This is a genomic window from Dellaglioa sp. CoH-57-MRSF-16, assembly GCF_056782055.1.
On sequence record NZ_JBXAXZ010000002.1, the window covers coordinates 311,378 to 325,322 of the forward strand.

Here is a 13,945-nt window from a genome sequence, read left to right on the forward strand (position 1 = left end):
TTTCATTGGGGGAAAGTTACTATGCCACTTTTAATTGTTTTTATTGGGATTCTCTTTTTACTTTTATTAATCATTAAATTTAAATTAAATACATTTGTTTCATTAATTATCACATCATTTGTTGTTGCCATTGGATTAGGGATGCCTTTAGATAAAATCACGACTTCTATCGAAAATGGTATTGGTAGTCAATTAGGTCATTTATCCTTAGTCTTCGGTTTTGGTGCTATGCTAGGTAAACTGGTTGCTGATTCAGGTGGTGCTTATCGGATTGCGACTACTTTAATTAACCGATTTGGTCGAAAATGGATTCAATTAGCAGTCGTACTTGCATCATTCATTATTGGTATTGCATTATTTTTCGAAGTTGGTATTGTTTTATTGATCCCAATCGTTTTTGCGATTGCTACGGAATTAGGAATTTCAGTTTTATATCTTGGGATTCCCATGGCAGCTGCACTTTCAGTTACTCATGGCTTTTTACCACCTCACCCCGCCCCAACTGCAATTGCATCAGCACTAAATGCTAATGTAGGGATGGTTCTTATTTACGGATTACTATTAGCTATTCCGGTAACATTGATTGCCGGTCCACTTTTCGCTATGATTGCAAAAAAATATATTCCTTCGGCATTTAAGCAAAAAGGAAATTTAAGCGCATTAGGAACACAAAAAGAATTTAAACTTGAAGATACACCTAGTTTTGCAATGAGTACTTTGACATCTTTATTTCCCGTTGTAATTATGGCTATTTCAACAGTTTACGACATGATTATTAATAAAGGGATAACACCAAAGAACCCTAACTCTATAGATTCCTTTTTCATGTTCGTTGGGTCTCCTGGCGTTGCCATGCTGCTCTCCCTTCTGTTCGCTATCTATTCAATGGGTATTGCCCGAAAGATCCCAGTCAAAGATATTATGGCTTCTCTTGAAGTTGCCATTAAACAAATTGCAATGCTACTCTTAATCATTGGTGGTGGAGGTGCATTTAAGCAAGTTCTTGTTGATGGTGGTGTCGCAGATGTTATCTCAAGAATGTTTGAATCCTCATCGTTATCACCATTATTGTTAGGCTGGTTAATTGCTGCACTTCTTAGAATTTCTCTTGGTTCTGCAACAGTTGCTGCATTAACAGCTGCCGGTCTAGTCAGTGGTTTAATAGCTGGGTCAGGCGTTGATCCTGCATTAATGGTTATCGCCATTGGTTCAGGTAGTTTAATTGCATCTCACGTAAACGATGCTGGTTTCTGGATGATTAAAGAATATTTTGATCTAACCGTTAAAGAAACACTCGCAACGTGGACCGTTCTTGAAACAGTCGTCTCTGTTTCAGGGCTCGGTGGTGTTATGCTTATTAACTTATTCGTATAAATTAATAAAAGGCTAAGTTATTTTAGATAACTTAGCCTTTTATTATGTTGTTAAATTTAGACATGTGTTAAAATAGACACCATTCTAAATTGAAATTATTGGAGGCAATATTATGGATTCACTATCTGCTATCTTATTATTACTTGGTGGCGTGGTTATCGCAAATGTGATTGCTGTTAAGTTTCCAAAAGTTCCACAAGCTTTTTATCAAATTGGTATAGGATTAGCGCTTTCTTTATTACCAAATTTCCAACATTTCGAACTTAACCCAGAATTATTTTTTATGATAATCGTTGCACCTATTATTTTCAATGAAGCCCAAAATACATCTAGAAGAGCATTAGCTAGAAATATTTTAACGACGCTTTCATTAGCCATCATTTTAGTTGGTGCAACAATAATTGTCACTGGGTTTTTAGTTCACTCAGTCTTACCTGATTTATCACTTGCCTTAGCATTTGCGTTAGCAGCGATTGTCACACCCACAGATACAGTAGCAGTATCTTCAGTGACAAAAAATTTACCGATTCCTGAGTCAATGATGAATATATTGGAAAATGAATCCTTGTTTAATGATGCATCTGGTATTGTTGGTCTTAGTTTAGCATTAACTGCTTTCTCTTCAGGTACTTTTTCTATGAACGAAGGTCTAAGTGCTTTTAGCACATCATTTTTTGGTGGACTCTTAATTGGTGCATTTTTAGGATTAGTATTCGTTAAAATAAGGTTAACGTTACTAAATTGGCACATCGAAGATACAGCAATTATGATTCCAATTGAAATAATAACTCCTTTTTTAATTTATTTTATATCTGAAGAATTAGGTTGTTCAGGTATTTTAGCAGTCGTTGCTGCCGGTTTAATTCATGGTGTTCAAAAAGATCGTTTACGGTTATCTTCAACTAAATTACAATTTATATCAAGTAGTATTTGGAAAGTACTTACAGATGCTTTAAATGGGTTTGTTTTTGTAGTTCTAGGTTTAACATTGCCTACTGTTACCTCGGATTTATTAAAAAGCTCAGGATTTAATTCACTAATTTTACTTGTTATTAGTATTGGTATTTACTTTATTATGACACTAATGCGTTTTCTATGGTCCCACTTCCTATTAAAAAATTTATCAACAAAAGACGATTTTACATTTGCCCTAAGTGGAATTCACGGAACAATTACACTATCCATGGCATACTCATTACCATTAGTAACTGTTTCAGGAATTGAATTCCCTATGAGAAATGAAATCATTTTTATAGCTGCATTAGTTATATTAATTAGCATGTTAGTTCCTACTTTCCTACTACCGCACTTAATTACCAAAAAGAATGAGATTACTATTTTAGAAAATATTGGTGAAATTCGTTCTAAGATGGTTATTTACACTGTTGAACAACTTAATGTCACAAATATTCCTAGTCCAGAAAGACAAACAGTAATTGAAACGCTATATAACCAACAAAATTTTTTAAAACGGCCTAAAAAGAGTGATTTTTATGACCTATTAGAAAAAACACAAGAAATTGAAGAAAATATTTTGCATGAATTATTATCGAGTGGTCAGGTTTCTGAAAAAACTGGTTCTTGGTACGAAAAGTATCTTGCTACAACTTATCAATCAACCCGTGGATTTTCACTTAAACATCTCATAATACACTTGAAATTCTATTCACTTCATTTATTTAAACATTTTGCTATTAAGAAAGGCGAAAAAGCGCTATCTCAGGTTACTGAAAATCAAAAAAATACTTTCAAAAAATATTATAATAATACAAAAGATGACTTTATTTTAATGGAGGAATCTAGTTATCAGGCAGCAATTACTTATTTAACCTCTATTACCACTGTTGACAATTCAATGGCCGTTACTCTGGTTAGACAATTTTTATCAGTTAGACACAGAAGAATGTTTTCAAATGAGACTGAACTTATCTTACAAAATAATATTTTTATAAATGCCTTTCAATTAGAATATAATTTTGTTCAACTTCAATTAGAACAAAAATTAATCACCCCTGCAACGGCAAATCTGTTAAGAGAACAAATTTCATACGATGAGATGGTTTACATGCAAAATAATGAAGCATACTTATCATAAAAAAAACGACAACCAGACTTTTCCGGTTGTCGTTTTTACTTATTTTTTCTTAGATTCTTCATCTTCATCAATTTTCAAGACTGCCATAAATGCTTCTTGTGGAATCTCAACATTACCAACTTGTTTCATTCGTTTCTTACCAGCTTTTTGTTTTTCCAAAAGTTTCATACGGCGTGTTCGATCTCCACCATACAATTTAGCTGTAACATCCTTACGGTATGCTTTAATATTTGTTCTTGCAATAATTTTTTGTCCAGCAGCAGCTTGAACTGGAATTTCAAACATTTGGCGCGGAATTAATGATCTTAATTTATTGACGATACCTTTTCCACGTTCAAAAGAAAAATCACGATGAACAATAAAACTCAATGCATCAACTGCTTCACCATTCAACAAGATATCAACTTTAATTAAATCACTTGGACGGTAACCCTCTTCTTCATAATCCAGGGATGCATATCCACGTGTATTAGATTTTAATTTATCAAAGAAATCAAAGATAATTTCTGATAAAGGCATATGATAAATAATATTTACACGGAATTCATCTAAGTAATCCATCGTCTCAAAAACACCACGTTTTTTTTGACAAAGTTCCATGACTGCTCCAACATATTCATTAGGTACCATAATACTTGCTTTCACATAAGGTTCGTTAATTTGCTTAATTGATGATGGTTCTGGCATTTCAGAAGGGTTAGAAACAATTATTTTCTCACCATCAGTTAAATCAACATGATAAATTACAGATGGTGCCGTTGTAATCAAATCTAACCCAGATTCACGTTCTAACCGCTCTTGGACAACATCCATGTGTAATAACCCTAAAAATCCACAACGGAACCCAAATCCTAGTGCTTGTGACGTTTCTGGTTCAAATTGTAAAGCAGCATCATTTAATTGTAATCTTTCAAGTGCCTCACGTAATTCATTATATTTTGAATTATCTACGGGATATAACCCACAATAAACCATAGGATTAATTGCACGGTAACCATCTAGTGCTTCAGTTGCTGGATTGTCAGCTGAAGTTACTGTATCACCAACTCGTGTATCTCGAATATCTTTAATTGCCGCTGTAACATACCCAACATCTCCGGCCATTAAAAAATCACGATTAACTGCTTTGGGTGACATAACCCCAACTTCAGTCACTTCATATTTTTTCTTACTATTCATTAATTCAATTGTGTCGCCAGGTTTTACAACACCGTCAACCACCCGAATACTCAAAACAACGCCACGGTAACTATCATAGATTGAATCAAAAATTAAAGCTTTCAATGGTTTTTTTAAATCACCATTTGGTGCAGGAATTTTCGTTACAATCTGTTCCAGCATCTCTTCAATACCAATACCATTTTTAGCACTTGCCAGAACGGCATCAGAGGCATCTAATCCGATAACATCTTCAATTTCTTTTTTTACCATTTCAACATTAGCAGATGGTAAGTCAATTTTATTAATAACTGGTAAAATCTCCAAATCATCATCAATCGCTAAATAAACGTTTGCGAGTGTCTGTGCCTCAACACCTTGAGCAGCGTCTACAACAAGTACAGCACCTTCACAAGCCGCCAAACTCCTTGAAACTTCATAAGTGAAATCAACATGTCCTGGTGTATCAATTAAATGAAAGATATATGTTTCACCATCTTTAGCAAGATAATGTAATTCAACCGCATTTAATTTAATTGTAATTCCACGTTCTCGTTCAAGATCCATCGAATCGAGTAATTGATTTTGCATCTCACGTTTAGTAACTGTATCAGTCATCTCGAGGATACGATCCGCAAGTGTGGATTTTCCATGATCAATATGTGCTACAATCGAAAAGTTTCGAATATGTTTTTGTCTATCTTGCATTTCTTCAAAATCCATTAATAGCGTCCTACTTTCTTGTTTCTATCTCTTCTGATTATAACAATCAACGCTACTAAACACAATTACAGTTCGCATACAAAAAAATAGAATCATCTTAGAAGACGATTCTATTTTTAACTTTATTTCTTATTTTTAAATTGATCTTTTAACTTATCAAATAAATTACCTTCGCCAACAACGTTTTTACCGCTAGCTGTAGCAAATTCTTTCAAAGCATCTTTTTGTTCTTTTTTAAGATTACGAGGTGTTTCAATATTAACCGTCACTTCTTGATCACCATTACCCTTACCATGTAATTTAGGCGCACCCTTATCACGTAATCTGAAAGTCGTTCCAGTCTGTGTTCCAGCGGGAATCTTCATTTTTACATCTCCATGAACGGTTGGAACCGTTACTTCGTCGCCCAATGCAGCTTGGACAAAGCTAATTGGAACATCAATGTAAATATCAGGACCTTCACGGTCAAATGTGCCACTAGCCTGAACTCTAAAGATAATGTATAAATCTCCATAAGGTCCACTATTTTCACCAGATTCACCTTGTCCTTGAAGACGCATCTGTTGACCATCTTCAACACCAGCAGGAACAGTTACTTTAACTTCATGTCTTTCATCAATATGGCCTGATCCATGACATGTATCACATTTTTCTTTAATCTCTTTACCTGTACCATGACAAATATCACATTCTTGTTCAGTCATCATGTTTCCAAGTGGCGTACGACGCTCAACTTGGATAGTACCTCGACCACCACATTTATGACATGTAATTGGAGAAGTTCCAGGTTTTGCTCCAGAACCAGAACAAGTAGCACATAGACTTTTACGATTGTATTTAATTGTTGATTCTTTACCAAAAACACCTTCATTAAATGTCAATGTCATCTCGTATTGCAAATCACGACCTGCTCGTGGAGCGGTTGGATCTTGGGAAGCACCACCACCGCCGAAAAATGAACTGAAAATATCTTCAAATCCACCGCCGCCAAATCCACCTTGTTGTCCTTGACCACCAAATCCTCGGTAAGCACCACCTTGAGACCCAGCTGAACCATATTGATCGTATTCAGCTTTCTTTTGTGGATCACCAACTGTTTCATATGCTTCAGTGATTTCTTTAAATTTATCTTCGGCACCAGCATCCTTATTAATATCCGGATGATATTGTTTAGATAACTTACGATACGCTTTTTTTATTTCTTCAGGTGACGAATCTTTAGTCACACCAAGTACATTATATGGATCTTTGTTCTCTGCCATTCCGTACCTCCGAATAACCTTTTTGGTTTTTATTGCTCTAAATAGGATAACATGTCTAACATGAAATAAAAAGCCAAAGTCCCAAAGGCCTTTGACTTTCTATCACACTCAAAATTTAGTAAAGATTACTTCTTATCTTCAGGGTTAACTTCTTCGAAGTCACCATCGACAGTTTCATCTTTAGGGTCTTTAGCCGTGCCTTCAGCACCAGCTTCACCTTGAGCTTCTTGTGCTTGTTGATACAATTTAACAGTTAAGTCTTGAACAATTTTATTCAATTCATCTTTCTTAACTTTCATATCTTCAACATTGTTATCTTCTTGAGCTTTCTTCAAAGCATCACGAGCATCTTCAGCAGATTTAATTTCTTCTTCAGTTACTTTACCTTTTAATTCTTCCAAAGTTTTATCAACTGAGAATAATAATTGATCAACTTCATTCTTCAAATCAACTTCTTCTTTACGTGCCTTATCTGCTTCTTCGTTTTCTTTAGCTTCATTAACCATGCGTTCGATTTCGTCTTCTGCAAGACCACCTGAACTCTTGATTGTAATTTTTTGTTCTTTGTTTGTGCCTAAATCTTTAGCAGAAACGTTAACAATACCATTTTTATCAATATCAAATTTAACTTCAATTTGAGGGATTCCACGAGGTGCAGCAGGAATATCATTTAATTGGAAACGGCCTAATGTTTTATTATCAGTAGCCATTGGACGTTCACCTTGTAAGACATGGATATCAACGGCAGGTTGGTTATCTGCAGCTGTTGAGAACGTTTGTGACTTGCTTGTTGGGATCGTTGTATTACGATCAATTAACTTAGTAAAGACGCTACCCATTGTTTCAATACCCAATGAAAGTGGTGTTACATCAAGTAAAACAACATCCTTAACATCACCAGTAATGACACCACCTTGAATTGCAGCACCAAGTGCAACAGCTTCATCAGGGTTAACTGATTGGTTAGGTTTGTGATCTGTTTCTTTTTCAACTAATGCTTGAACAGCAGGAATACGTGTTGAACCACCAACCAAGATAACTTGATCAATATCAGCATTTGTTAATCCAGCATCTTTTAAAGCATTTTGAACTGGAATACGTGTACGTTCAACTAAGTCTTGTGTAAGATTATCAAATTTTGCACGTGATAATGTTGCTTCTAAATGTAAAGGTCCAGCAGCACCGGCTGTAATAAATGGTAAGCTAATTTGTGCACTAGTAACACCAGATACATCTTTTTTAGCTTTTTCAGCAGCATCTTTAAGACGTTGCATTGCCATTTTATCTTTTGATAAGTCAATACCATTTTCTTTTTTGAAGGTCTCAACTAACCAGTCCATGATTTTTTGATCAAAATCATCTCCACCAAGTTTAGTATCACCGTTTGTTGATAGTACTTCAAAGACACCATCACCTAATTCAAGGATAGAAACATCAAATGTACCACCACCTAAATCGAATACAAGGATTTTTTCATCTTTTTCAGTATTTTCAAGACCATATGCTAAAGCAGCAGCAGTAGGTTCGTTAACAATACGTTCAACTTCTAAACCGGCAATTTTACCAGCATCTTTTGTAGCTTGACGTTGTGAATCGTTAAAGTAAGCAGGAACTGTAATAACAGCTTGTGTTACTGATTCGCCTAAGTAAGCTTCAGAATATTCTTTGATGTATTGTAAAATCATAGCAGAAACTTCTTGTGGTGTGTATGATTTTCCTTGAATATCTACTTTGTAGCCTTCTTCTCCCATGTGACGTTTAATTGATGCAACAGTATCAGGGTTTGTGATTGCTTGGCGTTTAGCAACTTCACCAACTTGAGTTTCGCCATCTTTAAATGAAACAACAGATGGTGTTGTACGATTTCCTTCTGGGTTTGTAATAATTTTTGCTTCTTTACCTTCTAACACAGCAACAGCTGAGTTAGTTGTTCCTAAATCAATTCCTATAATTTTTGCCATAATTTATCTACCTCTTCTTATATTATTATTGAGCGACAACGACCATTGCTGGACGTAACACTCTATCTTTTAATTTATATCCTTTTTGAAGGACTTGAACAATTGTATCTGCTTTTTGATCATCAGAAGCTGGAACTGTTTGAACTGCTTGGTGAACATTTGGATCAAAAGTAACGTCATCAGTTGCAATTTCTATAACGTCATTATTAGTTAATGCTTTTTGTGCATCTTTATAAACTAATTCAATACCTTTTTTAAGTTGTTCGCCACTCTCAGTGTCAACCTCAATTGCCAATGCTCGTTCCAAATTATCGATAACTGGTAGAACATCTTTAGCTAATGATTGCCCGCTATACTTTAAGAGTTGTTCTTGTTCTTTCTTAAAGCGTGTATTCATATTTGCCATTTCGGCTTCTGCTCGTAAATATTTATCTTCCATTGTGTCTAAACTAGCTTGTAACTCAACTAATTTATCTGCATCAGAAGGCTTTTTACTAAATTTTTCTTTTACTTTATCAGTAACAGAACTTTTTTTCTCATTTTGATTAGTTGCTTCACTAGACTGATGTTGCTCTTGTGTAACATCTTCTTCAACTAAATCTTCTTTGGCATCTTTAACCACACACAACACCCCTTTTCTTATTTATCAAATTGTTGATAATAATCTAACAATTTTTTAGCAAGCTCATCACTAAATGCATCTAATAAACCAATCATTTTTGAATATGGCATATTTGTAGGACCCAATAATGCGATAACCCCTTGACCATGGTCACTAACATCATAACTAGCTGATATAAGACTATAGTTATCAAGTAATTGGTTCGTTAATTCCTCACCAATTTTAATTTGAATAGGTTTACCTTGAATTCCAATTAATTCACCAATATTCTTGTTATTTGATGTGTCTACTAAATCATATAATGATTTTAATTCATCCACGTTACTATCGGTAGCAAAATCTAATATATTAGATTTACCGCCAACAAAAACTTGTTCACGTGCTGCCTGCTTTAAAATATTACCAAAAATATCTAAAATACCAGCTGGCCTACGCATATAATTAACCAACATAACTGGGATACTTGTTCTTAACTTCTTAGAAATTTCAGCTAATGACAACCCAATTAATTGGTCATTCAACAACCTTGTTACGGCTTCTAAATCTGATCCGTTAATCGATTTAGGAATACTGAATGTCTGATTCTCAACAACGCCACTACTCATCACAAGAATAGCCATAATTCGATGATTTCCTAATGGTACTAATCGAAAACCTTCGAGACGACTTTCCATTGTTTCAGGTCGTAAAGAAATCGCTGTATAATTTGTTAAGTCCGAAAGAATCTTAGTTGATTCTGCAAATATTTCATCAATCTTTTGAAAATGAACACCAAGAGAATTTTGAATATTCGCTAATTCCGCTGCTGGAACAACGCCGGGTTTAACAATGTGATCAACATAATATCGATAACCTAAAAATGAAGGAATTCTACCAGAAGAAGAATGTGTTTTTTTAATTAACCCATTATTTTCCAATGTCACCATTTCATTTCTGATAGTTGCTGAACTTACATGCATTGGTAAAAAATCAACGACCGATTTAGAACCAACAGGTTGACCAACCTCTGTATATACTCTGACAATTGCTTCTAACACTAACATTTGTCTTTCTGTTAGCATGATCAATCACCTCTTTTTAGCACTTAACACAATGGAGTGCTAAGACAACTATTAATATACTAAATGTTGAGATTATTGTCAAGGAATGCACTCACTTTTTTAAAGAAAATGGCTGACTAAATATATCCTATTTAGTCAGCCATTAAACCAATACTTATATGTGTTGGTCAAAATAAGTATTAGTATTTTTTTTATCTTTATTTAATTGCGTAATTAATCCAGGAATACCTTCAAATTTAACTTCACTTCTCAAATATGCTAACCATTGAACCGTAACAATTTGGCCATAAATCATCTCGTTGAAATCAAATAAATTTATTTCGACCGTTAATTCACGATTTTTTCCAAACGTTACGTTGTAGCCAATAGATGCCATCCCACGATACCAGACATCACCAACCTGAACGCTAGTCACATATATTCCGGGTCCCGGAATTCGAATGTGTTCATTGAATTCTAAATTTAATGTTGGAAAGCCAAGTTCTCTACCTCTAGCTTCACCGTGAACAACTTTACCAAGTGTTTCATATTTATAGCCCAATAACTTATTAACATCGCTAATATGTCCGTTATCAATTTCCATTCTAATTCGAGATGAACTTATCTTTTGATGATTCGTCGCTAATTCAGGCACAGTAATAATTTCAAATTTTTGATTAGCATATAAAGGTAGTGTATCCATATTTGCGATATCTTTTTTACCATACGTATAATCAAATCCTGCAACTACTACCTTTACATGCAATGCAACCATATATTTATCGACAAAATCTTGTGGTTCCATTTTTGCTAAACTATTATTTAGCGTTAAAATATAAAAAATATCAACGCCTAATTGCTTCATTAATAATATTTTTTTTTCCATAGACGTTAAATATTTTACACTTTGTTCGGGTGCTTTTTGAAATTGTACTGACGGATGCTTATCAAATGTCATTACTGCAAGTTTAATATTTTTTTCGTTAGCTTTTTGCTTAGCTTCTTGTATTACTTTTTGATGTCCTAAATGAACACCGTCAAAAAAACCCATAGCAAGTGAAATAGAATCATTACTAATTTCGTTAGGGTTATACGGTTCAGTTAAATAAATAACTTTCATGTTCCAATATCTTCCTTTATCCTAAATCAAACATTGTCTCAGACTGATAACGATTTTTTTCACTATTCAATCTGTATAAACATCTAATTTTATTTTCATAAACTAGAGAAACTGTTGGCTCATTATTAAACGAATCAACTGCTAAAAATCCACCATTTTGGACAATAAGCCACTGTTCAGTTGTTAATTCATACCTTTTAAATGATGTTAGCGCTGTATCAATTGGATATAACAACGATTCTAACGTCCCATTGACTTTAGCCTCATTTAATTGGTCCAGGGTAAACGCCTTATCAATTCTAAAACCGCCGCTTTCCAGTCTAGTCAGGTCGGACATAACTGCAGGTACACCTAATTTTTTACCGAGATCAACAGCTAGCGTCCTAACATAGGTCCCTTTTCCACATGCAACTTCAAAATAAATTTTTTGTCTTTTATTTTCTAAATCATATTCTGTAGCTTTCGTTTGAATAAATGAAGTCACCGTTATTTGTCTTTCTGGACGTTCCACTGTTTCACCTTTACGAGCGTAATCATATAAGCGACGTCCGTTTACTTTAACAGCTGAGAACATTGGTGGAATTTGAATCATTGTACCTGTCATCTGGTTCATAACATCATCAATTTCTTCCGATGTGAAAGGATCTATAATCTCTTTTTCTTCGATTATTTCGCCATCTAAATCTTCAGTTTCTGTAGAGAAACCAAGTGTTATTTCACCCGCATATACTTTGCCAGAATTCATCAAATAGTTTACTGTTTTTGTCGCTTTACCAATACAAATCGGTAGAACACCATCAACATTTGGATCAAGAGTACCTGAATGACCAACTTTTTTGGTTTGAAAAATGCCACGACACTTAAAAACACAATCATGACTGGTCATACCACGTTCTTTGAATAGTGGAATAATTCCGTCCATTGTCTTACCTCCGTTAATATACTTTTAACAGTATATCATAATCAGTAAAACAAGGGATATCGATTCTAATTTTTATAAATATTGAAATTTCTATTTAAGAGATAACTATCTATCATCATTCCTAAATACCTATTTACCAACAGTTTTAGCTACGTTATTATTCACAAAACTTCCCATAAACATCATAATTTTTTATTCTTTCCATAACGTTATCCATTTCTTTTTGTAGTGCAGGCCGATTTTTATATTTCTTTTTCAAACCCTCACAAAGAGATATTGCTACTTCCTCATCTCCAAAGTTATTATACCGTAAAATATAATCGCCAATATTTTGATAGTCTTTTCTATTTTTAGCTTTAACTATTAAATCTTTAACTATGCTTTCAAACATCATGTTAGCTTCTTTGGGATATAGTGGGTAAATATATTTTCCATAATTCATAAATAAATTCAGATTTTTTTTAATTAATTGTAGCAAAATGGTAGCTTCGTTTTCATCTGCTAATATCTGTGCAAGTTGCCAATTATCAAGTGTTTTAGAAATGTTTTTCAGAATATCAGGGTATTCAGCTTTCCAAAATCCATTATCAACTAAAAGCTTTTTTAATTTTTTATAATCGGAATCATTGCCTTTATATAATGCCTGTTTTAAATACTCAATTCTTTTTTGAACTTGATTTGTCTCCTCATAGATAGTATCTAGTCGAGTATACCAAGGTTGTAAATATTGAATATTTTTATCATTATCTGTAATTAATTTTTTTAGTACTAATTTTTCTGCAACTTCATAGTCTTTTCTTGAAACAGCTAACTCAACTTTAAACATTCTAACATCATCAATATCTAAATTATTATTAATAATTTCTTCTGCTTCTTTAATTTTATTTACTTGGAAGAACAATTTAATTTTAAATAATAAATATTTACTTTTCCTATCTTGTTGTGTATATTCATCAAATCTTGTACTAATTTTATCGGCAATTTTCAATACTTTATCCGTATTTTTTGTATTTAGCAAAGGAAGAATGAGACTGAGTAAATCAAAATCACTCACCGCCCATTCATTCCAAAAATTTTTTTTAGCATATCGAATAACATTCGTAACAATTAATTTTTTCTTTTCATCTGCCCCATCTTTAACAGACAGTTTTTCTACATAAATCCGTATTTTAGAAAGTATACTCTCTTGCTCAATCATAAACCCTAATTCTGTATACTCACTGACCTTTACTAATTGTTCTAATAAATCTAATAATATTAACATAGGTGCTTTTAAATAATTTTGACTAAATCTCACGTCACAAATAGAGAGCAGATTATCGACTACTTCACTAATATTGTCGTATCCTCTCCACGAAACATACCCTTGTTTCCTATTTTCATAAATAATTTCTCGAATTCGTTCCTTTGCATCTTCTATTTCTTCTTCTTCATCCAAAAATCCCAAATCAGCTAATATATCATTCTTTATTTCGTATTTATTCTCAGTATATTTTGTTAGTAATCGAATTAATACTTCTTTTGACTGTGAAGTTAATAATTCTTTATATTGCTCTGAATTCAAATTAGTACCTCTTTCTAATATATATTTTGAAAATTAAATTAATTTTTTAAAGGAAATTACCACACTATCTAATGATTGTTGAATAGTGGTATAAGAAAAATTCA

General features: G+C 33.4%; 10 protein-coding genes. 2 read left to right on the top strand and 8 right to left on the bottom strand.

Annotated features, from left to right (window positions below; all coding sequences use genetic code 11):
- Positions 1–21 precede the first annotated feature (21 nt).
- Positions 22–1,374, top strand: a complete 1,353-nt coding sequence (locus tag AC1RPH_RS03460) for a gluconate:H+ symporter (protein WP_481761372.1) — start codon at positions 22–24, stop codon at positions 1,372–1,374.
- 112 nt (positions 1,375–1,486) lie between these two features.
- Positions 1,487–3,469, top strand: coding sequence for a cation:proton antiporter (locus tag AC1RPH_RS03465; protein WP_481761373.1), 1,983 nt, complete (start codon positions 1,487–1,489; stop codon positions 3,467–3,469).
- 39 nt (positions 3,470–3,508) lie between these two features.
- Here AC1RPH_RS03465 and lepA read toward each other — a convergent pair whose 3' ends face one another.
- The 8 genes from lepA to AC1RPH_RS03505 all read right to left on the bottom strand — a co-directional run bounded on the left by lepA (position 3,509) and on the right by AC1RPH_RS03505 (position 13,841).
- Positions 3,509–5,350 carry a translation elongation factor 4 gene (gene lepA / locus AC1RPH_RS03470; RefSeq protein WP_481761374.1) on the bottom strand — a complete coding sequence of 614 codons (1,842 nt, stop codon included), beginning with the start codon at positions 5,348–5,350 and terminating at the stop codon, positions 3,509–3,511.
- 122 nt (positions 5,351–5,472) lie between these two features.
- A complete protein-coding gene (dnaJ, locus tag AC1RPH_RS03475) occupies positions 5,473–6,612 on the bottom strand; it encodes a molecular chaperone DnaJ (RefSeq protein ID WP_481761375.1) in 1,140 nt (379 codons plus the stop codon).
- Between the two features lie 125 nt (positions 6,613–6,737).
- On the bottom strand, positions 6,738–8,573 hold the full coding sequence (gene dnaK, locus AC1RPH_RS03480) for a molecular chaperone DnaK (protein ID WP_481761376.1): 1,836 nt from the start codon (positions 8,571–8,573) through the stop codon (positions 6,738–6,740).
- A gap of 25 nt (positions 8,574–8,598) precedes the next feature.
- Positions 8,599–9,195: a nucleotide exchange factor GrpE gene (grpE, locus tag AC1RPH_RS03485; protein WP_481761377.1), complete on the bottom strand. Its 597-nt coding sequence runs from the start codon at positions 9,193–9,195 to the stop codon at positions 8,599–8,601.
- 17 nt (positions 9,196–9,212) lie between these two features.
- On the bottom strand, positions 9,213–10,256 hold the full coding sequence (gene hrcA, locus AC1RPH_RS03490) for a heat-inducible transcriptional repressor HrcA (protein ID WP_409022460.1): 1,044 nt from the start codon (positions 10,254–10,256) through the stop codon (positions 9,213–9,215).
- 154 nt (positions 10,257–10,410) lie between these two features.
- Entirely contained in the window at positions 10,411–11,355 is a 945-nt protein-coding gene (gene ribF / locus AC1RPH_RS03495; RefSeq protein WP_481761378.1) for a riboflavin biosynthesis protein RibF, read from the bottom strand.
- A 16-nt stretch (positions 11,356–11,371) separates the two neighbouring features.
- Complete coding sequence (gene truB / locus AC1RPH_RS03500; RefSeq protein WP_481761379.1) at positions 11,372–12,277, bottom strand: tRNA pseudouridine(55) synthase TruB; 906 nt, start codon at positions 12,275–12,277, stop codon at positions 11,372–11,374.
- Between the two features lie 157 nt (positions 12,278–12,434).
- Positions 12,435–13,841, bottom strand: coding sequence for a tetratricopeptide repeat protein (locus AC1RPH_RS03505; protein ID WP_481761380.1), 1,407 nt, complete (start codon positions 13,839–13,841; stop codon positions 12,435–12,437).
- Between the last annotated feature and the right edge of the window lie 104 nt (positions 13,842–13,945).

Bases quoted from the DNA above. Each gene is read 5' to 3' on its own strand.
- AC1RPH_RS03460 (WP_481761372.1), top strand. From the start codon at position 22: ATGCCACTTTTAATTGTTTTTATTGGGATTCTCTTTTTACTTTTATTA.
- AC1RPH_RS03465 (WP_481761373.1), top strand. From the start codon at position 1,487: ATGGATTCACTATCTGCTATCTTATTATTACTTGGTGGCGTGGTTATC.
- lepA (WP_481761374.1), bottom strand. From the start codon at position 5,350: ATGGATTTTGAAGAAATGCAAGATAGACAAAAACATATTCGAAACTTT.
- dnaJ (WP_481761375.1), bottom strand. From the start codon at position 6,612: ATGGCAGAGAACAAAGATCCATATAATGTACTTGGTGTGACTAAAGAT.
- dnaK (WP_481761376.1), bottom strand. From the start codon at position 8,573: ATGGCAAAAATTATAGGAATTGATTTAGGAACAACTAACTCAGCTGTT.
- hrcA (WP_409022460.1), bottom strand. From the start codon at position 10,256: ATGCTAACAGAAAGACAAATGTTAGTGTTAGAAGCAATTGTCAGAGTA.
- ribF (WP_481761378.1), bottom strand. From the start codon at position 11,355: ATGAAAGTTATTTATTTAACTGAACCGTATAACCCTAACGAAATTAGT.
- truB (WP_481761379.1), bottom strand. From the start codon at position 12,277: ATGGACGGAATTATTCCACTATTCAAAGAACGTGGTATGACCAGTCAT.